The following is a 23,524-nucleotide window of genomic DNA, read 5'->3' as shown; positions in this document are numbered from 1 at the left end:
AATGCTATTGCGTTTAATGCATTCAATCTGATAAATCTGTCTACTGGGAATACCAGCACCGGTGGCTGCTTTCCGACCTTCCCTGCATTTTATTTTTAGTACTTATGCCCGCTCAACGGGGCGGAATGAGTATGCCAATTATTCGATATGCTGAATAAGATCATTGAATTTTCAATCCGGAACAAATTGATTGTAGGCTTATTTATACTCGGTCTTATCGGCTATGGTATTTATGAAGTCACCCGGCTGCCGATAGATGCGGTACCTGATATTACAGACAACCAGGTACAGGTAATAACCGTAACGCCTTCATTAGGTGCGCCGGATGTTGAGCGGCTGATATCGTTTCCTATAGAACAGGCAAACCGCAGTATACCTGGACTGGCAAAGATCAGGAGCTTTTCCCGGTTTGGGTTATCTGTAGTGACCCTTGTTTTTAATGAGGACGTGGATGTTTACTGGGCAAGACAACAGGTTACCGAACGGCTGCAGGAAGTGCAAAGCCAGATACCCGGCGGAATAGGTGTTCCCAAGCTGGCGCCGGTTACAACTGGTTTAGGAGAGATTTACCAGTATACGGTACGGCCTAAAAAGGGCTATGAAGACCGGTATACGGCAATGGAGCTCCGCACTATCCAGGACTGGATTGTTCGCCGGCAACTGTTGGGCGTTACCGGCGTTGCGGATGTGAGCAGCTTTGGCGGCTACCTGAAACAATACGAAATAGCGGTAGAACCGGCCAAACTGAAGTCTTACGGACTTTCCATCAATGATGTATTCAAAGCACTCGAAACAAATAACCAGAACACCGGTGGTGCTTACATTGAAAAAGAGCCAACGGTACTTTTTATTCGCAGTGAGGGCCTGGTCGGCTCAGAAGAAGATATCAGGAAAATTGTCGTTAAAAATACCGGTAACGGCACGCCGTTGCTGGTAAGGGATATTGGTGAAGTGCGGTTAGGCTATGCCACCCGGTACGGCGCTTTGACCTATAATGGCGAACGTGAGGTATCAGGTGCGGTAGTAATGATGCTGAAAGGAGCCAACAGTAATGAGGTGATCAAAAAGATCAAAGCGCGTGTAGACCAGATCCAAAAAACACTTCCGGAAGGAGTGATGATCGACCCCTTCCTGGATAGAACAAAAATGGTCAATAACGCCATTGGCACTGTTGAGAAAAATCTCCTGGAAGGCGCATTGATCGTAGTATTTGTACTGGTGTTGTTCCTGGGTAACTTCAGGGCCGGATTACTTGTTGCTTCTGTTATTCCGCTGGCGATGCTGATAGCGGTAATTATGATGAATACCTTTGGCGTAAGCGGTAACCTGATGAGCCTCGGTGCGCTGGATTTCGGGTTGATTGTAGACGGCACCCTGATTATAGTAGAAGCCTGTATGTTCAGACTGCATCATTACAACAAACCCTTTATCACGCAAACGGAAATGGACGACCTGGTGTTGGAAACATCAGGCAGGATGCGAAATGCAGCGGTTTTCGGAGAGCTGATCATCCTGATCGTATATCTTCCCATATTTGCCCTCGCAGGCGTGGAGGGTAAGATGTTTAAGCCCATGGCGCAGACAGTAGCCTTCGCGTTGTTTGGCGCTTTCCTGCTTTCCCTGACCTATGTACCCATGATGAGCGCACTGGTTTTAAGTAAAAAAATTCCCGCTAAACTTTCCTGGTCCGACAGGATGATGGAAAAACTGGAAGTCCGCTACCAGCGTCTATTAAACAAAGTACTGAACATACCCAAAACAGTAATTGGAACAGCAGCAGGTTTATTAGCCATTGCTTTATTTGTTCTTTCGCAGCTGGGAGGCGAATTTATACCCCGACTGGAAGAGGGGGATTTTGCGGTAGAAACCCGCGTACTTACCGGCAGCAGCCTGAAAACCTCTACTACTGTGGTGTCGCAGGGTGCGAAAATCCTGCTGGAGAAATTTCCTGAAGTGGAGAAGGTGGTTGGAAAAACCGGTAGCAGCGAGATTCCTACTGACCCTATGCCGATTGATGCGAGTGACCTGATGGTAATTTTGAAAGACAAAAGGGAATGGACTTCTGCAAAAACCTTCGATGAATTAACAGAGAAAATGTCAAAGGAACTGGAAGCCATACCCGGCGTTACTTTCGGATTCCAATATCCTGTACAGATGCGCTTTAATGAATTAATGACAGGCGCCCGTCAGGATGTTGTCTGTAAAATTTATGGCGAGGACCTGGACAGCCTGGCTACATATGCCACCCGCCTCGGGGCAGTGGTCAATACCGTGAAAGGTGCTACCGATCTGTATGTGGAAGCCATCACCGGGATGCCGCAGATTGTTATTAAATATAACAGGGATGCCATTGCGCAATATGGCCTTAACATCAATGATATAAACAGAATAGTAAATACCGCCTTCGCGGGGCAAAGCAGTGGTCTTGTTTATGAAGGAGAAAAGCGTTTCGACCTGGTAGTCAGGCTGAGCGGTCAGCAGCGGCAAAACCTTACTGATGTGCAGCATTTACTAATTCCTACCCAACAGGGTTCACAGATACCCTTATACCTGGTGGCAAAAGTAGCTATAGAAGAAGGGCCCAATCAGATACAGCGCGAAGATGCCCAGCGCCGGATCATTGTAGGATTCAATGTGCGTGGCCGTGATGTGCAGACTGTAGTAGAAGAACTGCAGCAAAAGGTATCCGGTAAAATAAAATTACCACCGGGTTACTACGTTACCTATGGTGGCGCATTTGAAAACCTGGAAGCTGCGAAAAAGCGTTTAGGCATTGCCGTACCCGTTTCCCTGCTGCTTATCCTGCTGATGTTATATTTTGCTTTCAACAGTATCAGGCAAGGGTTGCTGATTTATTCGGCTATTCCTTTATCTGCCATAGGAGGCATTTTTGCCCTTGCATTGCGGGGAATGCCGTTCAGTATTTCAGCCGGCATTGGTTTCATTGCATTATTCGGTGTGGCTGTACTGAATGGTATTGTGCTCATTGCAGAATTTAACCGGTTACATAAAGAAGGACTGAACGATGTCCGGGAAATTGTATTAAAAGGAACGAGGGTACGTTTACGGCCCGTGTTGATGACCGCATCCGTAGCCTCTTTGGGTTTCCTGCCGATGGCACTGAGCAATGGCGCCGGCGCCGAGGTGCAACGGCCATTGGCTACTGTGGTTATCGGGGGACTGATCCTGGCAACGTTCCTGACCCTGTTTGTACTTCCAATTCTTTACATCATTTTTGAAAAGAAGCATCTGATGAAGCAACCCAAGCATTTACCGGGCGCTGCACTCTTATTATTACCATTCCTTTTGCTGGCAGCACCTAACGCACGGGCACAACAACCGATCTCCCTTAATGCAGCGCTGGATACCGCTATGAAGAATAACCTGTCTGTCCGGAACCAACAGCTGAATGCAGACTATCTGAAAAAATTAAAAGGAGCGGGATGGGATGCCAACCAGGCGGTTATTACCGGTGAATATGGTAAAATCAACAGCGCTTACAATGATAACCGGTTTACCATTTCACAGACCATCAAATTCCCAACCATATACAGCAGGCAAAAACTGTTGCTGAATGAAGAATGGAAAGAAGGACTGCTGAATGTTTCCGTTAAACAATCTGAATTAAAAAAGCAGGTCACTTCGGTGTACTACCAGCTCCTGTTCCTGCGCAATAAAAAAGAACTGCTTCAGTATACGGATAGTATCTATGCGCTTTTCCTGGAAAAGGCGGCAATACGTTTTAAAACGGGGGAAAGTAACATACTCGAAAAAATGACCGCCGAAACCCAGCGTGGACAAATCGCTTTGCAGGCGGGCCAGTTACAGCAGGACTACGCCATCCTGCAAGCGCGGCTGAAAGTGCTGCTCAACACGACTACTGATGTAGAACCTGATGATACACCGCTTAAAATGCCGCTTCCCGGTGATATTGATAGCACGGAGCTTAAAAAGCATCCCTACCTCCAATTACTGGAGCAACAGGAGCAAACAAGTCTTTCCAGGTACAAACTGGAAAAATCCAGACTGTTACCCGACTTACTGCTGGGATACAATAATATGACCATGCGTGGTATGGGGGCGGATGATAAAGAATATTCGGGAGACACCCGGTTCCAGTCGGCCCAGATAGGTGTTGGTATTCCGCTATTCTTTGGTGCGCAGAAAGCAAAGATCGGCGCTCAGAAAATAAACCAGGAACTGGCAAAAAGCACTTACCAGGCAGGATTACAGGAATTACAATTAAGATATACCGAAGCTGAAAAGCAGTATAGTAAAATGATGCAGGCGGTTTCCTACTATGAACAAAGTGGGCTAAAGAATGCGGATACCATCATTGCTACCGCAAATCTGCAATTCGTAAACGGGGAAATCAATTACCTGGAATGGGTGATGCTGAACAACCAGGCTTTCAGTCTCCGGAATGAATACCTCGATGCCGTAAATAACCTTAACCAGTCTATCATTGAATCCAATTCTTTATTGAACAGGTAAATATAAAATTCATGAAACAATACATCATCATATTAGCTACATCCTGTTTACTGGCGGCATGTAACAACAAACCGAAGGAGGAAGAAAAAGCACCGGCCGGCGATAAAGGAAATCTCATTGAACTGACGGATGCCCAGCAAAAAAATGCGGGCATAGAAACCGGGCACCTGGAGAAAAGGCGTATTGCTGCTGCAATCCGGGTAAACGGGCAGATTGATGTCCCCCCGCAGAATATGGTCAGCATCAGTTTCCCGTTAGGGGGCTTTTTAAAATCCACCACGTTACTTCCCGGTATGCATGTTACCAAAGGAGAAGTAATCGGCGTTATGGAGGATCAACAGTTTATTCAGCTGCAGCAGGATTATCTCACTTCAAAAGCGAAATTGGCGTACCTGGAAAAAGAATATGCCCGTCAGCGTGAACTTAACCAGAGCAAAGCTACCAGCGATAAATTATTTGAGCAAACCGAAGCGGAGTATAAAAGCCAGCGTGTACTGAACAGATCTGTTGCAGAAAAATTGCAACTGATTGGTATTAATGCCTCCAGGCTTGATGAGAACGGCATTTCCAGAAGTGTTAATATCCACTCTCCCATCAATGGTTTTGTGTCGAAGGTAAATGTGAACATAGGCAAGTATGTAAATCCTTCAGATGTTTTATTTGAAATAGTAAATCCGGCGGATATTCACCTTGCGTTGACCGTTTTTGAGAAAGACATCAATAAACTGGCTATCGGTCAAACGGTGGTGGCTTTTACCAACAGCAATCCCGAAAAAAAGTACGATTGTAAGATCATACTGATAGGCCAGGATCTTACGGCAGACAGGAGTGTGCAGGTACATTGCCACTTTGAGCAATACGACAAATCACTGATCCCGGGAACTTTTATGAATGCTGATATAGAGTCAGCCAATGATAGTACCTGGTCGCTGCCGGCGGATGCGGTGGTACGTTTTGAAAACAAAGAGTATGTTTTTTGCCGGAAGGATAAAAATGTATTTGAAATGATACCTGTAAAAACAGGCAACAGCGAGAATGGATATGTGGAAATAATATTGAATGGCAATACACCCGCAGTCAACAGTGAATATGTAATAAAAGGCGCTTATTCTCTTTTAATGAAAATGAAGAATACGGCAGATGAATAAGTTGCTGAAGATTGATGGTGTTTACTTCTTCAATAAATTTTTTTTATAGACAGAAGGGCTTTTGCCTGTATGCACTTTAAAAACCCGCGTGAAATGGCTCTGGTCCGAAAACCCGGTGAGATATGCTATTTCCGTAAGTGAATGCGACGTGGTGGAAAGCAGCTGTATCGCTTTGTCTATCCGGAGTTTTCTGATATAATCACCAAAGGAAAGGTCATCAAAATATTTTGAAAATTCCCGTGATAAATAGGCGGGATGTACCTGTAAAGTTTCTGAAATTCCCTTCAGACTCAGATTCAGGTTGGTATCTATCTGGTCCTGGATGATCTCTTTCAGTTCCTTTGCCCAGTGAGGTACCTTTTTACTGTCTTTTTCATGTTGCAGGAAATTTTTAAAGATGTCCAGCAGCTGACTTTCAAATGGTTGCTGCGTGTGCTTTACATGTTGCAGGTATTTTGCCCAGCTGTATAGCGAATCGTATAACAACATTCCTTTTTCCAGCAACTGATAGTCGTCTGGTTCATCATGCGCCATACCAGCGGAGATAGCCCATAAACCGGCAGCTTGCGGCGCCAGGTTGTGGCGGTCGGTATCAGCACCGCGAACAATTGGCGCCAGCGCGTGAATGGCCGGATCTTCAAGGTGGTGTTTTTTTATGATGTAGTCAAATGTACATAAGTCGTCATAGTGTGTGTATTCCACACCGGCTATATCAAAAGGAATGGCGTTCAGCTCAGCGGCCTTTGACAATACTTCATTGAACGGCACGTATATAAATTCAGCCGCCTGGTCCACAAATCTTTTTATAAGCCAGGGACAAGCCAGTCTGTCTATTTTCGGGCGCTCGCGGGTGATCCATTTCATACCTGATAATTAATTATGATAGTTACGTGTAGAACAATTTAGTTCCCCGTAGGCCGGAAGCTGGGGGTGCTTACATTACTTTCTATAAATGCCTTACGGTATTCCCTGGGCGATTTTCCCTGGTAAATTTTAAACTGCCTGTTAAAGTAAGAGATATTATCAAACCCACAGGCATAGCATATTTCAGATATGCCATTTCCTGTGCCTATCAGCAGCTTTGTAGCATGACTGATCCTTATCTCGTTTACAAACTGTGAGAATGTTTTCGTGGTTCTTTTTTTAAAGTAGCGGCAAAATGCAGCTTCGTTCATACAGGCGAGAGAGGCGGCAGATTTGCTATCTACATGATCAGCATAATTTTCCAGTACATATTTAAATATCGGTTCCAGCTTTTTTGAATCTGCATCCTTATAGCGTGTCTTTCCCGGATCATCTGTTAATAGTTGAACACTTTCCCTGCCCTGCAATGATAATTCGTCCAGGATCTGTAAAAGGATGATCAGGTTTTTCATCTGCTGATTTGCCTGAAACTGGAAAAACAGGGTATTCACAACAGGCGATATTTTATTAAATTTTATGCCGTATTCAGATAACTGCATCAGTTCTTTTATCTTTCTCAATTCCAGTTTTTCAAAAAAATCCTTCCCGATAAAATCTTCTGTAAACTGCACTATAATAGCGTGCGCTATTTCGTCGGCCCCAACAGCAGAGCTATTATTGCAAAAGCAATGGACCAAACCCGGACCGAACATATAAATTTCTCCTTCATTGTAATTCATCACTTTGTTTCCCGCATACATTCTGCCCGCACTTTTTACAATCAGGATCAGCTCGTGCCCATGATGAAAATGAAATGTATTGGTGAACCGGGGCTGACAGAATTCTTTTATTACAAAACTGGCATCCTCCGGAGTAGATATGTGTCGATAAGAAACTTTCATAATGTCTTTATCTTTAGTACACTATTTATTTTCTAAAGCAAAAAAAACAGAAATATGGTAAATATAGTATTGATATCTTGCAAATGAAGTACTTTTATTTCAATGGAAGTCTGAATAAGTTTGTGAAACAATGAATTCTTAAAAAACGTTCCGGTTATGAAACCAGCAGGCTTATGCCTTACAGATGCCACATGATTCGACGTAGCTATTATCTGCAGCATACATTAATCCACTTTTATATATCAATGCGTTATGGAATTAGGGATACACAACTGGATGCGGTCTGAAACGATAGAAACTACCATCAGGAGAGTTTCTGCGCTGGGATATACCAGGCTTGAAATTGCCGGCACCCCCGAACATTATGATACGAAAAGTTTAAGAGAACTGATGAAGACGCATGGTTTGTCTTGCTGGGGAGCTGTAACGCTGATGCTGGGTGACCGCAACCTGCTTGCCAGGGATGAGGCGCAACGCGCAAAATCAGTGCAGTATGTAAAGGATGTAATCACCATGGTAAAGGAACTGGATGGTCACATGGTGGCTGTTGTACCTTGCACCGTTGGAAAAATTGTACCGGACGGAAGGCCTGATGAAGAATGGAAATGGGCCGTTGGTGCGCTAAAGGAAATTTACGACTATAGCGAGGCTGCAGGAATCCGGATAGGCATTGAGCCTATCAACAGGTTTGAAACCTATTTCATCAACAGGGCCGATCAGGCATTGGCTTTAGCAGCCTCCGTAGGGCCTAATTGCGGTGTTTGCCTGGATACCTTCCACATGAATATCGAGGAAGCGGATATGTTTGAGGCCATCAGAAGGGCGAAGGGGAAACTGGTTGGTTTTCATGTGGCGGACAACAACAGGATGGCGCCGGGAATGGGGCACCTCAACTGGAAGAAGATCATAGATACGTTGAGGGAAATAAATTATGATGAGGTGCTTTCCGTGGAATTTTGCGCTTCGCTGGATCGCACGCCGGCCAATCCTTACCCGGATTCTATTGATGAAAATCCTGAAAACTTATCTGCTGAGCAGGCGAAATTCCTGGTGGACCACGGCAGTGCTTCTGTTACAGAAGCGTTTTATACCATGCTGACTACCCAATCATTTAATACTTTATCAAAACTTATTTAAAGAAGTCAACTGCTAACAGATGAAAATAGCTAATGTAGAGGCATTTTGGTTGCGCTGTCCTGTTCCTAAAGAAAAACAACATACTTCAGACTATGGATTACTGGCCAATTTTGACATGACGCTTGTTGTGATAACTACAGAGGACGGTCTTCAGGGATTTGGAGAAGCCAAAGCAGCGGTTGGATCTTCAGGCGTGTGTGCCTCCATCGTGAATTGTATTGAAAATGAGTTGAAGCCAGCTTTACTGGGTAAGGATGTTAAAGACATTTCCAGGTTATGGGAGGAGATGTATAATGGCACACGGGATCATTATGCATTGCTGAGAGGACGGAAGTTTCCTATCCTTGGGAGAAGGGGCCTTACTATATCAGCCATGAGCGGCATTGATACCGCCTTGTGGGATTTGAAAGGCAAAATGTTGCATGTTCCGGTAATGGATTTGCTCGGTGGCGCCTGCAGGGATCAGATGCCGGCATATGCAAGTGGTGGCTGGGCAGATGCAGACAATATTGGCAAACAGTTGAAAGGATATATAGATAAAGGCTTTAAGAGTGTTAAGATGCGTGTTGGCGTGATGGATCAGACCGTACAAAACAGCATTGAAAGGGTAAAAGCTGCGAGAGCCGCTATCGGTCCTGATATTAAACTGATGGCTGACGCACACGGTACCTTCAGTGTTCCCGAAGCGAAACAATTTTGCCGGGGAGTAGCAGATTGTAACTTGTACTGGTTTGAAGAACCTATCAGTCCTGATAACAAAAAAGGGACTGCAGAAGTAAGGGCTTCCACGCATATTCCTATCGCAGCAGGTGAAAGTGAATATACCAGTTTTGACATACAGGCACTTTTGGAAATAAGGGCCATTGATGTAATACAGCCGGATGCGGCCATCATTGGCGGCATTTCGGAAGCGGTGCGGGTATCGCACCTCGCCAGTGTGCATCAACTGGAGCTGGCGCCGCATTGCTGGGGTTCTGCCTTTTCTTTTATGGCAGGACTGAATGTAGCATTTGCATCGCCTTCCGCAACCATCATTGAGTTCTCCGTTGGAGGAAACCCGATGATGTATGACCTGGTGAAGGAACAGATTACCGTTACAAATGGCTCCATCCAGGCGCCCACCGCACCTGGATTAGGAGTAACGCCAGACTGGGATTTTGTACGGCAGTATAAACAAAAAGTTTAGAAGTGGTATTTGTAAATATTTATTTATGGCCAAAGCACTTAAAATTAATCACGTAACACTGATTGTGGACAACCTGGAAAAAGCAGGTCATTTCTATCAGCATGAATTGGGCCTGGAGCCACTTGCCGCCTTCCGGTTTGATTACCCTGTTATGTTTTTCAAATTCAATGATGAGCAGCAATTGCATATCTCCGAATGGGAAGACAAAACCTCTTTCCGTGGACATGTATGTCTGCAGGTAGATGATTTCAGCAGTCTTTTTTTCCGCATGAAAGCACTGAATATAATTGATGTTCATCCGTGGGGAAAGGTAAGAAAGCTGCCTGACGGGGCTATGCAGATGTTTGTGCGCGATCCTGCCGGCAACCTGGTGGAAATATCTTCCATACCAGGAGCTGAAGTGGACTCGCGGATATTCACTGATGAACTTTATGAAGAAGGGTTGTATGTTTCAAACAGAAATGACTTCAGGGGATACCGGTCTGATGATGCCACCTTATATCACAACAAATGAGAAAAAACGTACTGTTGCTTGAAACCATTGCAGAGGAAGCGTTAGCCGTTCTTCAGAAAAATGTGAATGTATTCACAGGATACGACGAACCTAGCTTACAGGAGGTTTTGAACAAAGAGGACATTCATGCCATCATTACAAGGGGGAAAGGCCTGATCACTCAACCACTCATGGATGCCTTCCCGCATTTACAGGTAGTGGCCAGGTGTGGCGTTGGGTTGGATAATGTAGATGTAGCTGCAGCAACAGTAAAAAAGATCAAGGTAATTAATGCACCGGGCAGTAATGCCGCCACTATTGCGGAGCATACCCTGAGCCTGATGCTGATGCTGATGCGTAATATGTATGAATCGGTTTCCCAGGTGAAACAAAACAACTGGAGCTGGCGCAATTCATATGCAGGAGATGAGTTGAACGGCAAAACCCTGGGGGTGCTGGGAATGGGGAACATAGGAAAACGTGTTGCCCGGCTTGGAGAAGCTTTCGGGATGGAGGTTGTGTACTGGAGTAAATCTGTTCAGGATCTGCCTTATAAATACCTGGCCATGGAAGATGTATTACGGCAGTCAGATGTTGTTAGCTTTCATCTTCCACTCAATAACGAAACAGGTAAGATCATAGGAGAAAAGCAATTGCGTTTAATGAAACGGGGTTCTTTACTGATCAATACAGCAAGAGGCGCGCTTATCGACCATCCGGCGTTATTGCAGGCATTAAATTCCGGGGTGATTTCGGGGTTTGCTGCGGATGTATTACCGGATGAGCCACCAGTTGAGAGCGTTGATATAGTGCGTCACCCGCGGGCCATTATCACGCCGCATACCGGCAGTCTTACATCGGCCACCTACCGGCAGATATGCCTGCTTACCATCAATAATGTAGTAGCCGTGCTTACCGGTGGGGAGCCGGAGCCAGACAGCATATATAACCGCAAGGCGTTGTTTTGAAATATATCGTATTCAAACGGTCATCATAATCTCTGTTCAAATGAAAAAATTTTGCGTTTGTTTATTATTCATAGTAAGCACTGGTATAACATCTGCCGGATGGCTCTTTGCACAATCTTCCAAAGAGATAAAAAAGCCGCTGGTTGTTTTCGTGACCGGTGATCATGAGTACAGCAGCGAAGAAACCATGCCTTTGATCGCCGCCGTGCTGGAGAAAGATTACGGCATGAAAACGATCGTTCTCAAAGCATCTCCCGATTATAACAGTGAAGAAAATATTCCGGGCCTCGAGGCATTGAAACATGCAGATCTGGCCGTTTTCTTTTTGCGCTGGCGCAGGCTTCCGCCTGAGCAACTTGCCTATATCGACGCTTACCTGAAATCCGGCAAACCTGTTATGGGTTTCCGTACCACCACGCATGCATTCCATTTTCCGGAGGGGCATGCCAGTGAGAAATGGAACGCCTTTGGAGAATTTGCATTAAATGCACCTCCCGGATGGGGCGGCGCCGCCAAACATACCCATTATGGACATGAGAGCAGCACGGATGTACGCATCATTCCTGAGCAGGCCGGCAATCCTATCCTGACAGGCGTTGCAAAGAATTTTCATGTGCGTTCATGGCTGTACCGTGTTTTACCGGATTATCCTGTGAAAGGGTCTACCTGGTTGCTGATGGGAAAGGCCGTAAATCCTGATAAAGAAGCGATTGAAAACCCGGTTGCCTGGACTGGCACCAACGCTTTTGGCGGACGTGTTTTTATGACAACCCTGGGCCACCCTGAAGATTTCAGCCAGGAGTCCTTTCAGCGCCTGGTGATCAACGCCATTCACTATGAGCTGGGCCTTAAAATTCCACGAAAATGGAAAGGTAAAATGAATATCCAGGTACCCTACCGCGAGGCGAAATAGTATTTCACGTTTCCTGATGCTGCTAAACTTGTTTAATAAGATGTCCAAACTATTAAAAATTGGCATTTACGCGCCTTTTATTCCCATAGTATTGGCGATAATGATACTGCATGCCTGCAAATCCCAGGGGCCTGCTCCGCTCACTATTTCCGATACCTCCCATATATCCCTGATCGGTAACAACCTGGGATCGAGGATGATCAATTATGATAATTTTGAAACGGAACTGTATCTCCGTTACCCGGAATATAAACTGCACATCCGCAACATGTGCGATGGTGGGGAAACACCCGGATTCCGGCCACATGCCGGCAGGAATTCCCCTTGGGCATTTCCCGGTGCAGAGAAATTCCATCCTGAACTGGCCAGCCAGGTTCAAACAATAGAAGGCCCGAGCGAAGGACGCTTTGACACTCCCGATCAATGGCTTACCCGGCTCAAAACAGATGTGATCATTGCCTTCTTTGGTTATAATGAATCATTTGATGGAAAAGAAGGGCTGGACAGTAACAAAGCCGAGCTGGATGCATTTATAAAATGGACGTTGAAGCAAAAATACAATGGCGTCTCGGCGCCGCAACTGGCCATTGTTTCACCCATTGCTTTCGAAAACCTTTCCGGCAAATATGACCTGCCGGACGGCCGGAAAGAAAATGAAAACCTTGCCTTGTATACCCAGGCTATGAAGGAAGTGGCTGCCCGCAATAACGTATTATTTGTTGATGCGTTCACCCCTTCCCAAAAATGGTATAAGGATGCAAAGGAACCTTTGACCATCGACGGTTCTCAACTGAATGAAGAAGGTTATAAAAAGCTGGGGCTTTTGCTGGCAGACCAGATTTTTGGAAATGCATCCCCGGGCGCAGGAGCTAACAGGCAGCTGGTACACGACGCCGTAATGGAAAAAAACTGGATGTGGCTGAACGACTACAAAATTCCCAATGGCGTACATGTATATGGTCGCCGGTATGATCCCTACGGTCCGGATAATTATCCTGCAGAAATAGAAAAGATCCGCGAGATGACAGCGATCAGGGACACCGCGGTTTGGCTGGCTGCTGCTAAAGGAACGAAAATGGATATTGCAGCTGCCGATAAAAATACCAAAGTACTGCCACCCGTTAAAACTAACTATAACCCCGCTAAAAATGGCAGTCTCCGGTATCTCAGCGGGGAGGAAGCGGTAGCAAAGCTGAAAGTGCCACCAGGATATAAGATTGAGCTATTTGCCTCAGAAGAGCAGTTTAAAGACCTTGCCAAGCCAATGCAGATGTCATTTGACAATAAGGGCAGGCTGTGGGTAGCCGTGATGCCGAGCTATCCCCACTATAAGCCGGGGGATGCCAAACCCAATGATAAAATTATTATCCTTGAAGATACCAACAACGACGGCAAAGCCGATAAAGAAACGGTATTTGCAGACAGCCTGCACCTGCCCATCGGTTTTGAGATTGCAGCAGAAGGCGTATATGTTGCCCAGGGAACTAATCTTAAATTGCTTACAGATACGGATGGTGACGATAAAGCGGATAAAACAGAAATCCTGCTCAGCGGATTTGATGATCACGATACACATCACAGCAGTCATGCGTTTACTGCAGATCCTTCAGGAGCGATCTATTCGGGAGAAGGCGTGTTTCTTCATACACATATAGAAACTTCCTACGGGACTATTCGTGCGTCTAACGGCGGCTTTTACAGGTATGACCCGCGTCGCAGGAAACTGGAACGTACTGCACAACTTTCCATTCCAAACCCCTGGGGTATTGCCTTCGACGACTGGGGACAGCCCTTCTTTGCAGAAACCTCCAGTCCGGATGTACGCTGGATGCTGCCAGGCACCGTACTGCCCAGGTACGGCCAGGCTACACATAAATCGATCCAGCTGATAGAAGATAAACATAAAGTACGGCCAACATCCGGCCTTGAATTTGTATCCAGCCGCCATTTTCCGGACGAGGTGCAGGGCGACTTCCTCATCAACAATACCATAGGATTCCTCGGAACAAAAGAACATACGCTGCAGGACGATGGAACAGGCTACAAAAGCCGTCATCGCGCTGATCTGCTGGTGAGCGGAGACCCCAATTTCCGGCCGGTAGATCTGGAGTTTGCTCCCGACGGATCATTGTACGTAATCGACTGGCACAACATCCTGATCGGGCACATGCAGCATAATGCACGGGACCCTTTACGGGATCACTCCCATGGGAGAGTATACCGCATTACTTATCCGTCGAGGCCCCTGGTGAAACCGGCAAATATAGCGGGAGCCTCCATAGAAGAATTGCTGGACAACCTGAAACTACCGGAGTACAGGACCCGCTACAGAACCCGCCGCGAACTGAGAGGACGGGATGTTTCCGCCGTACTGTCCAAACTGCAAACCTGGGTTTCCCAACTGGATAAAAACGATCCGCGATATGAGCATCATTTGCTCGAAGGACTTTGGGTGAGTTGGGGTATGGATAAAGTGAATCAGCAGCTTTTAAAACAGGTATTAAAAGCCCGCGATTATCATGCAAGAGCCGCAGCCGTGCAGGTACTGCGTTATACAGGACACCAGGTTCCTGACCAGGCAGATTTGCTGATGCAGGCGGCAAGCGACGAAAATAGCCGTGTACGCCTGATGGCGATTGTGGCCGCTTCCTGGATCGGTAAAGAAAAAGGGCTTCCCATTTTAGCAGCAGCTAAAAAAATGCCATTAGACGAATGGATGATCCATGCTTATGAAACCGCAGTAGCACACTTAAATGAGGAAAATGTGAAAAAGGGAAAAGAGGAAGATGTTAATACAACTCTGAAAGGTGCTGAGCTGGCACTGTTTAACCAGGGTAAGAAAATTTATTCCATAGAAGGGTACTGTAAAACATGTCATCAGTCAGACGGCAAAGGTCTTCCTGATTCCGGCTTCCCTCCTCTTGCCGGTTCCAGGTGGGTAACGGGAAGTGATGAGCGACTCATCAAGCTGGTGATGAAAGGACTCTTAGGTCCGATAGAAGTAAACAATAAAATATATTCCGGCCAGGTTCCCATGACGCCTTTCGGCGGCTTACTAAAAGACGATGAGGTTGCTGCCGTGCTAACCTATGTCAGGAATTCGTTCGGCAACAAAGGATCAGCTGTTTCTCCGGAAAAAGTAAAACAGGTAAGGAAGCGCATAGAAAGTAAAAAGGATTTTTATTCTTCAGAGCAACTGCTTAAAGAACATCCAATGGAAAAGAGATAATAAAAACACCTGTCCGTTCACCACATCTCAGCGTTTAGGCGCTGGTGTTAATTTACTACGTCACTTAGTGAAAATATCACAAGGAAGTATCATTTCGTATACTTAATATTGTTAGGATTACTATCAATATAATTTGTTACACGATTTAAAAACCAATTACGCCATTTACTTTTTTAACAGTGAAAGATACCCGAAATGGACTGTAGCGCCTACTGGCATCAACTATTAATCCTTTTCACGAATATGAAAAACCATTCAGTATAGAACAATCACCGACAAGCCATACTCATTTGCCTGAAAAACACTAATAGATCATTCAACCAAAAACACAACGCATTTTCTGCGAAAGCTTTACGCTGCCCTTAAATTCTGCTACTTAAAAAAAATGTATCCGGAACAACGGATACGATCAAATTAACCTGATAACTTTTTAACTATGAAACAGTTTTCCACGGTGACTTTCAACATGCCAGCGTTACGCCAAAAAATCATTTATGCCGCTTTTGTTTTATTCACGGGAGTAGTCCCGCAGCTCCATGCGAAAGATCCGGTAACAGGTAACTATTCACCTGCATTCCTCATGGATGTGCGTGGTAAGGTTTTGGAAGAGAATGGCGTTGGTGTGCCGGGAGTAAGTATTAAAGTAAAGAATGTTAATAAGGCCACGACTACCGACGGCGACGGGAACTTCAGCATTAAAGGCGTTAATGAAGATGCAGTGTTGATTGTTTCTTATATCGGCTATGTTACCCAGGAAGTGAAGGTTACTGCGGACATGGTGATTAAGCTTGTTCCGCAGGTTAAAAAGATAGATGAGGTAGTGGTGGTAGGTTATGGAACGACCAAAAAATCAGATCTGACCGGGGCGGTTGGTACTGTTAAAGCCGAAACGTTACAGGAACGTCCGGCCTCCTCGTTAAACCAAAGCTTATCCGGCCGTGTATCCGGGGTGAATGTTTCTTCCAACTCCGGTAGACCTGGTGGGAGAACCAACGTTCGCATCCGCGGATCAAGCTCCCTGAGCGTTTCCAATAACCCATTGTATGTAATAGATGGTGTGATACTGAACCCGGTAGGCTTGAGGAATGGCAGTACGCCGATTGACTATATCAATCCTAACGATATTGCTTCTATTGAAGTACTGAAGGATGCTTCTTCCACCGCGATCTATGGGGCCAGGGGAGCCAATGGCGTTATCCTTGTTACCACGAAAAGAGGCACTTCCGCCGGTGGAAGAATCACGTATGATCCGGATTTCAGTATTGGTGTGCTGCCTAAAAAACTGGAACTGCTCAATGCAAAAGAGTTCCTGGCGGTGGAGGATCTGGCTTATGCCAACGCGCAAAAATATGATCCGGTTGGATGGGCAACGGGAACAAAATACACCGATCCCAAAACCAAACGCACCAATCCCAAATTATTTGATTCACAGGGAAACCCGCTGTACGACACCGACTGGCAGGGCGAAGCATTTCAAAAAGCTTTTACGCAGAATCATCAACTTGGATTTACTGATGGTGATGAAAAAAGAAGCATAGGCGCTTTCCTGAACTATCGCAGCCAGGATGGATTGGCGCGGGGTTCCTGGCAGGACCGGTATGCCGGCCGTGTGGTATACGACAGCCAGATAAAAGACTGGTTAAAGATCGGTGGTACCATGAGCTATACGGATCAGCGGGAAAAACAGGTGGATCAACTCGATGGAGGCGGTATTACCATGATGCGCCAGGTATTGGAAGCGCTGCCTATTATCCCGGTAAAATATGCAGACGGGTCGTGGGCGAGCAACAGGGACTATCCGGGCATGGAGGGCGGCGATAATCCTTTAAGGGTATCCGCCGACAGGATCTCCATACTGCATACCCAAACGCTTCTTGGCAATATGTATACAAACATTCACCTGGCGGAAGGGCTGGAATTGAAATCGACGATTGGTGTCAACATCATTAACCAACGGGAAGATTATTTCGCCGCCAAGGGAATGCAATACATTTCAGACAACGGAAATGCTTTCATCAATAACAACAGGTACAACTCCTGGCAGTTTGAGAACTACCTTACCTACAACAGGCAGTTTGCAAAAGTACATGCTTTAAATGCGATGGCAGGAGTGTCCTGGCAGCATATCGACCGTTTCGAAAATCAGGCAAGTACAGAGGGCTTCACCGATTCGTACTACCGGTATTACAATCTTGGTGCAGGATCCAGCCCTCAGCCTCCTTCTTCAGTAGGAACTGCCAATGGGCTGAATTCTTATTTTGGCCGTGTAAATTATGGTTTCCGCAATAAGTATTTAGTCACTTTCACCGGCCGCTTGGATGGATCTTCCAAATTCGGAAGTGATAACCAGTTTGCATTCTTTCCTTCTGCCGCTCTCGCCTGGAGGGTAACAGAAGAAGATTTCATGAAGAGTATTGCTGCTATATCCAATTTGAAAGTACGTGCTAGTTACGGAGCCACCGGCAACTCTGAAATCCCTGCCTACCGGGCGCTTGCGGGCATGGGAAATTATAGCGTAATTTTCAATGGGGCACGTAATTCCGGCGTGGGTATTGACCGTATCGCCAATCCTGGTTTACAGTGGGAAAAAACAAAGCAGGTCGACTTCGGTCTTGAACTCGGTTTATTTTCCAACAGGCTGAATCTCGAACTGGACTTATACCGCAGAAAAGTAGATGGTATGTTGCTGGATGCGCCGTTACCCTATACCAGCGGGCGTGATAAAATTTTCTCCAATGTTGGCAGTATGGAAAACAAGGGTGTTGAGTTTGCCATCAATTCTATTAATATTCAAAACGATAATTTTTCCTGGAATACCACTTTCAACATTTCTGTCAATAAAAACAGGGTACTTGCTTTGGCCAATGGTGATATATCTTCCGGCAACGGGATCATCAGGGTGGGCGAACCGGTTGGTTCTTTCTTTGGAAGAATGCATCTCGGCACCTGGGGCAGCAAGGAAGCTGACGAGGCAAAGAAATATAATATGCTGCCCGGCGACGTAAAAATATAAGGATATTAATAATGACGGTATCATCAATGATTTAGACAGGACCATCATCGGGAAAGGTATACCAGACGGGTATGGTACCTTCCTGAACACCTTTCAGTATAAATCATGGTCGCTGACCGTAGACCTGCAGTTTATGTATGGCAACGATGTATTAGACAGGAGCATACATTCAGCTGAAGACCGGCAAGGTATTGCCAATAGTTATAAAACCGTGCTTAATGCATGGACGGAAACCAATCAAAACACTCCTATTGCGCAGATACGCCCTATTAACGCCTATTACACCACCAATAACGATAGCCATAAGGTAACCGACGGATCGTTTATCCGTGGCCGTAATTTGTTACTGGCTTATGTATTTCCGGCAAACACCGTTTCTGCTTTAAAGCTTAGTCGCCTGAGAGTATATGCTTCCGTGCAGAACTTTTTCCTGGTCACGAAATACAAAGGATACGATCCTGAAGTTTCCAACTCCAGCTCTCCTTTCGATCAGGGTTTGAACTTGTACGATTATCCGAAGCCACGGGTATTTATGCTGGGTCTTAATGTGGGATTATAATACAGAATAAACTTTAAACGAAAAATTATGAAAGCAACAACAATAAGATACGGACTGCTGGTATTAACAACCGGCGCACTATGGATAAGCGGTTGCCGGAAATTTTTAGATGAAACGGATCCCAGCAACTATACAGAAGATACTTATTTTACAAAGCCAGAACACGCAAGGAGTTCTGTAAATGCCATTTACGCCAGTTTGCGGGAGCCTATGTCCGGTGAGTTTGGCGGCGGCCCCTGGACCATGACAGAATTTGCTACCGGGCAGGCGGGTACTGATCTCGGGCAGGCTGTTAACAGCTACTTTGTAAAAGACCTCCACAATACCGCCGATAATGCTTATGGAGAGAATTACTGGAGAAACTATTACAAAGGCATCAGCAATGCTAATTTATCTATCGGCAAAATACCAGGTATTTCTATGGATGCCGCAGAAGCCAAAAGCCTGCTGGGCCAAGCTCACTTTTTACGGGCCTGGTATTATTTCAACCTGGTGCAAATGTTTGGCAATATTCCTTTAATTACGGAGCCCGTTGATTTGAAGTCGGATCAGTTAAGACCCATGCAGGCAGCACCGGAAGATGTTTATAAATTAATTGTAGATGATTTAACAACGGCGGAAAATGCCGGGCTACCCTGGAAGGACGCCAGCGGAAAAGTATCGCTGGGAGCCGTAAAATCATTGCTGGCAAAGGTGTATCTGACAATGGCCGGTTACCCTTTACAAAAAGGAGCTACCTACTTTGACCTGGCAGCCAAAAAAGCAGCAGAGGTATTGGATTCAAAACAATTTAAACTATTTGACACTTATGGTGATTTGCATAACCCGGCAAAGAAAAATACAGAGGAAAATATTTTTATGATCCAGTATAAAACACAGGTCATTCCCGGATCCTGGCAACCGCTCATTATTCCTTACAACAAGAATATTTCTGCCCTATTCTGCTGAAACAGGCGGTATTTATGCAACGGCCGACTTTGTAAGATCCTATGATGCCGCTGATCTGCGCGCCAAGGAAGGTCAGTTCTTTTTTACCGAATTCACCAACCAGGACAACCGGAACCTGAAGGTAGACCTTGGCGGATATTTTATCTACAAGCTTTTTGACGTGACGGCGCAAACAACTACCGCCAACAGTGATCTTAACTGGTCGTTGATCCGCTACGCCGATATCCTGCTTGTGTATGCTGAAGCTGCCAACGAAGTAAGCGGTCCGGGTGCAAAAGTGTACGATGCGGTTAACCAGGTAAGGTCAAGGGCTACCTTACCGGCGTTGGCAGGATTGTCTAAAGATCAACTACGGGAAGCCATCTGGCGGGAACGCTGGTACGAGTTGTGCTTTGAAAACATTACCTGGTTTGATATGGTACGCCTCCGCAAAGCATTCAACCTCACTACTAAAGGCTTTGATAACTATGTGGGACATAAATTTTCATACGGACCGGTTTTAACGGAAAGAGAACTGTTATTCCCGATACCAAGTACGGAGTTAAGAAATAACCCCAACCTGGTACCTACCAAAGGATATTAATATCGGATAGTTGATTACACCGGTAAGGCACTGGAGAGGCATGTCCTCTTTAGTGCCTTATCGATTTTAGTATCAATCCTCTTTGTTATCTTTATTAAAAATTCATGAGACATGATACTGCAATATTTAACACAGGAATTCGAACATGAAGTAAATAACACACGTAAATTATTACAAGCCATTCCAGAAGATGACCTCGGTTACAAACCCTCTGAAACTTCCTGGACGATGGGTGAGCTGGCACAGCACATTGCCACCATTTACCACTGGTACTCCGGCACATTCACGCAGGACGTGTATGATTTGGCCAAGGATCGCCCGGAACGGGGCGACACGAACGATATCAAAGCTACCCTGGCGTTTTTTGAAAGTAATGTTGAGAAAGCCAGGACTGCAATAAAATCGCTTACCGAAGAAAAATTGCAGGACAACTGGACCATGAAAGCAGGAGAACGGGTAATTCTGGGTCCGGTGCCGAGGGGAATCGTAGCACGGGGATTTCTTTTTAATCATATCTATCATCATCGTGGTGAAATGATTGTTTACCTGCGTGCCACAGGAAACAAGGTACCGGGTTTATACGGCCCTACTTATGAAGAAAGCAAAAAAAGCTGAACCATATCAAAGGAGGCTTGAAAATACTGGATGTTCAAGCCTCCTTTGATGTAGTGTTAATTTGTTTACTCCTTTTCTATTGCTGATCTCCAGCGTATAAACGCCCTTAGCCAGGTGACTGTTTTAGCTACATTATCATCCCTTGATTTAACAATAAAATCTTACAAAATCCAGCAATAAAATTCTAACTTAAATACTCATTTGAAAACCTAATATTAAATTTTAACCCATGAGAAAAGCAATCTTCCTTAGCTTTCTGTCCGTACTCTTTTTATTACAGAGCAATGCAACTCCCACTTCCGGCAGAAATGATGACATCAGCAGCGCCCATTGTATTGTTCCCGGAAAATCCAGCAAAATCCTGACGGAATTTAGTGTCCGTATAACGCTGGTAGACATTTATGGCGCGCCGGTTACAGGCGGCACCGGGTTACGCGGTTACTGGGCAAAAAATGTAGCCACTGGTGTGTACTATTATCCCGGCGGCCAGGAAGACGAGGATAAATTTGAAAACCTGCCGGCCGGCACATATACCTTTGGTGCGTACCCGGGCAACTGGGAAGGGGCTGTTTCCTCTACTGTTACACTCAGCAGCGATGCTGTTGGATCTGATGGCTATATTGTTGTGCCGTTAACCTACTGGGTGGAATAATTTAACCAGCTGGTTATAAAGAAGGGTTGTAAGTCTTTCGATCTGCAACCCTTTTTTATAAGCGCCTGTTTCAGGCTATCATATATTTCCATAACCTGACAATTTAATCAGTTGCTTCACATCTTTAATACAAATATTTTTCCCCTGCGTCGTTAAAATACCGGTGGCTTTAAATTCGGATAAAAACCTGGTGATGTTTTCGTTGCCGGTACCTACCATGTTGGCCAGGTCACTACGGGAAAGATTGATCAGGATATCGTTTCCGGAAGGAGTTTCTTCTTTGAATTTCTCCCGTAAAATGATTAATACTATAGCCAGTCGTTCTTTAACAGACCGCTGTGCAAATACGGAAATGCTGTTTGCCAGCACGGTATATTCATGACTGAGCGTTTTCAGTAACCTGCGTGGCAAAACATCCGACCGGTTTAAGGTAGCCATAAAATCTTCTTTGGGAATAAAAGAAAGGAGGCATTCTTCCAGGGCAGCCGCAGCATCAGGGTAACGCTCTCCTGCTAAAATTGCATGGTATCCGATTAATTCTCCTTTATTGGCGACGTATATTATCTGTTCTTTTCCTTTATGGTCTACGTGATACTTTTTAATCTTTCCCTTTTTTATAAAGAAAATACCTGACGCTACTGTTCCTTCCCTGAATATCACATCCCCTTTACGGTATCGTTGTTCCTCCATGTGGGAACAGAGTTCCGCGTACTCATCTTCCGGCAGATCAGTTAAAATGGATTGAGATTTGAAATTCCATTTATCAATAGGAAACAGGCCAGCTAAACTCATAAAAACGACCTCTGATTTATCCGGGAAAGCAAATATCATCAAAGGTACCCTTATGGTATGAAAATGTCAACTAATTCCCGTTCGCGGATGCGGCATTGTTCTTATGCGACGCATCCATTTAAACAAGCGGATCCGGAAAACGTCGTAAAATACAGCAATAGCGAGGATGGCAGCCGGTAAATAAAAGGTGAAGTACTGGTATCTGAGGAACACGTATCCTCCTGCTATTCCTCCAGCCAGGAAAAAGGCGATAATGACAAGCCGCAGTGTGACCTTCTTTTTTACATGATCCACATTTTTACCATGAGCAGCTGCCAGTGTATACAGGTCGATTCCCAGGTCGGTGAACATGCCTGTAAGATGTGTAGTTCTGACAACATAACCGGAGATGGTGGATACCAGCGCATTTTGCATTCCCATTGCGAAAAGCAAACTGCCGGCGAAGAGTTCTGTTTTGATAATAGACTGATCAAATGAGCTTCCGAAGCTTCCCACCTGCAGGAGAATAATGATCTCAATCACGATACACGCTACGTTACCCCATCGTTTGTTTTTACCGGCTTTCCCGGTTAAGAAGCTTGAGAAAAAAGCCCCGGCAAGAAAAAGGATCAACCATAAGCCTACCATCCTTGCGGCGCGCAGATCGCCGGTTGCCAGTTTGTGAGCCAGCAATGCGGCGTGCCCGGTAACATTAGTGGTTAGCACAGCGAAGGCAAAAAAACCAGCCGCATTTACGATACCGCTGTAAAACAAAGCAACACTGCCAATTGCAGGTTGTGTTTATAATTTCTCTTTCTTCCAATATGGCGTAGCATTTATTATCTCCGGTAATTTTTGAGGAAGACACCATGGTTCTTCCCCTGCAACCAACAAAGTTACTGGCAGGTGGATTCCGTTTAACTGATATTTTTCAAGATAATGATTGCAAAAAGTCACTTTTACCCGGAACATTACCCCCACCCCATTTGTTAATCCGGGTACTGAATTGC

Annotated in this window: 18 protein-coding genes; 14 read left to right on the top strand and 4 right to left on the bottom strand. The window is 45.4% G+C overall.

What is annotated here, in order from left to right:
* The first annotated feature begins 147 nt into the window (after window positions 1–147).
* A complete protein-coding gene (locus QFZ51_RS11565) occupies window positions 148–4,494 on the top strand; it encodes a CusA/CzcA family heavy metal efflux RND transporter (protein ID WP_429045949.1) in 4,347 nt (1,448 codons plus the stop codon).
* An 11-nt stretch (window positions 4,495–4,505) separates the two neighbouring features.
* Window positions 4,506–5,642, top strand: coding sequence for an efflux RND transporter periplasmic adaptor subunit (locus QFZ51_RS11560; protein WP_429045948.1), 1,137 nt, complete (start codon window positions 4,506–4,508; stop codon window positions 5,640–5,642).
* A gap of 21 nt (window positions 5,643–5,663) precedes the next feature.
* Here the strand turns inward: QFZ51_RS11560 and QFZ51_RS11555 are convergent, their stop codons facing one another.
* Window positions 5,664–6,506 carry a chromate resistance protein ChrB domain-containing protein gene (locus QFZ51_RS11555; protein WP_429045947.1) on the bottom strand — a complete coding sequence of 281 codons (843 nt, stop codon included), beginning with the start codon at window positions 6,504–6,506 and terminating at the stop codon, window positions 5,664–5,666.
* 38 nt (window positions 6,507–6,544) lie between these two features.
* Window positions 6,545–7,447: an AraC family transcriptional regulator gene (locus QFZ51_RS11550; protein ID WP_429045945.1), complete on the bottom strand. Its 903-nt coding sequence runs from the start codon at window positions 7,445–7,447 to the stop codon at window positions 6,545–6,547.
* Window positions 7,448–7,699: 252 nt separating this feature from the next.
* Here QFZ51_RS11550 and QFZ51_RS11545 point away from each other — a divergent pair, with 252 nt between their 5' ends.
* From QFZ51_RS11545 to QFZ51_RS11490, 12 genes are all read left to right on the top strand, one after another.
* Entirely contained in the window at window positions 7,700–8,584 is an 885-nt protein-coding gene (locus QFZ51_RS11545; protein ID WP_429045943.1) for a sugar phosphate isomerase/epimerase family protein, read from the top strand.
* A gap of 19 nt (window positions 8,585–8,603) precedes the next feature.
* Window positions 8,604–9,770 carry a mandelate racemase/muconate lactonizing enzyme family protein gene (locus QFZ51_RS11540; RefSeq protein WP_429045941.1) on the top strand — a complete coding sequence of 389 codons (1,167 nt, stop codon included), beginning with the start codon at window positions 8,604–8,606 and terminating at the stop codon, window positions 9,768–9,770.
* Window positions 9,771–9,795: 25 nt separating this feature from the next.
* Window positions 9,796–10,284 carry a VOC family protein gene (locus tag QFZ51_RS11535; protein WP_429045939.1) on the top strand — a complete coding sequence of 163 codons (489 nt, stop codon included), beginning with the start codon at window positions 9,796–9,798 and terminating at the stop codon, window positions 10,282–10,284.
* Window positions 10,281–11,231: a 2-hydroxyacid dehydrogenase gene (locus QFZ51_RS11530; protein ID WP_429045937.1), complete on the top strand. Its 951-nt coding sequence runs from the start codon at window positions 10,281–10,283 to the stop codon at window positions 11,229–11,231. The genes QFZ51_RS11535 and QFZ51_RS11530 overlap by 4 nt, the downstream gene beginning before the upstream one ends.
* 40 nt (window positions 11,232–11,271) lie before the next feature.
* Complete coding sequence (locus QFZ51_RS11525; RefSeq protein ID WP_429045935.1) at window positions 11,272–12,144, top strand: ThuA domain-containing protein; 873 nt, start codon at window positions 11,272–11,274, stop codon at window positions 12,142–12,144.
* A 40-nt stretch (window positions 12,145–12,184) separates the two neighbouring features.
* Window positions 12,185–15,373: a PVC-type heme-binding CxxCH protein gene (locus tag QFZ51_RS11520; protein WP_429045934.1), complete on the top strand. Its 3,189-nt coding sequence runs from the start codon at window positions 12,185–12,187 to the stop codon at window positions 15,371–15,373.
* Window positions 15,374–15,809: 436 nt separating this feature from the next.
* Window positions 15,810–18,386, top strand: coding sequence for a SusC/RagA family TonB-linked outer membrane protein (locus tag QFZ51_RS11515; protein ID WP_429045933.1), 2,577 nt, complete (start codon window positions 15,810–15,812; stop codon window positions 18,384–18,386).
* Between the two features lie 133 nt (window positions 18,387–18,519).
* The gene (locus QFZ51_RS11510; protein ID WP_429045931.1) at window positions 18,520–18,945 is read left to right on the top strand and encodes a hypothetical protein; all 426 of its coding nucleotides are present in this window, start codon (window positions 18,520–18,522) and stop codon (window positions 18,943–18,945) included.
* A gap of 27 nt (window positions 18,946–18,972) precedes the next feature.
* Complete coding sequence (locus QFZ51_RS11505) at window positions 18,973–19,893, top strand: RagB/SusD family nutrient uptake outer membrane protein (RefSeq protein WP_429045930.1); 921 nt, start codon at window positions 18,973–18,975, stop codon at window positions 19,891–19,893.
* Window positions 19,814–20,476 carry a RagB/SusD family nutrient uptake outer membrane protein gene (locus tag QFZ51_RS11500; RefSeq protein WP_429051580.1) on the top strand — a complete coding sequence of 221 codons (663 nt, stop codon included), beginning with the start codon at window positions 19,814–19,816 and terminating at the stop codon, window positions 20,474–20,476. Before QFZ51_RS11505 ends, QFZ51_RS11500 begins: the two co-directional genes overlap by 80 nt.
* Window positions 20,477–20,587: 111 nt before the next feature.
* A complete protein-coding gene (locus QFZ51_RS11495; protein ID WP_429045928.1) occupies window positions 20,588–21,091 on the top strand; it encodes a DinB family protein in 504 nt (167 codons plus the stop codon).
* Window positions 21,092–21,320: 229 nt separating this feature from the next.
* Window positions 21,321–21,743 (top strand): hypothetical protein, encoded by a 423-nt coding sequence (locus tag QFZ51_RS11490; protein ID WP_429045926.1) that lies wholly within the window; start codon window positions 21,321–21,323, stop codon window positions 21,741–21,743.
* Between the two features lie 78 nt (window positions 21,744–21,821).
* Here QFZ51_RS11490 and QFZ51_RS11485 read toward each other — a convergent pair whose 3' ends face one another.
* Both QFZ51_RS11485 and QFZ51_RS11480 read right to left on the bottom strand, forming a co-directional pair.
* Entirely contained in the window at window positions 21,822–22,535 is a 714-nt protein-coding gene (locus QFZ51_RS11485) for a Crp/Fnr family transcriptional regulator (protein ID WP_429045925.1), read from the bottom strand.
* 66 nt (window positions 22,536–22,601) lie between these two features.
* The gene (locus tag QFZ51_RS11480; RefSeq protein ID WP_429045924.1) at window positions 22,602–23,288 is read right to left on the bottom strand and encodes a YoaK family protein; all 687 of its coding nucleotides are present in this window, start codon (window positions 23,286–23,288) and stop codon (window positions 22,602–22,604) included.
* Window positions 23,289–23,524 lie beyond the last annotated feature (236 nt).

Origin of the sequence: Chitinophaga sp. W3I9 (assembly GCF_050434025.1) — a bacterium.
In the GTDB taxonomy this organism is placed as follows: domain Bacteria; phylum Bacteroidota; class Bacteroidia; order Chitinophagales; family Chitinophagaceae; genus Chitinophaga.
The sequence above is the reverse complement of the archived record's forward strand: the minus strand, read 5'-3'. Positions and strand labels throughout refer to the sequence as shown.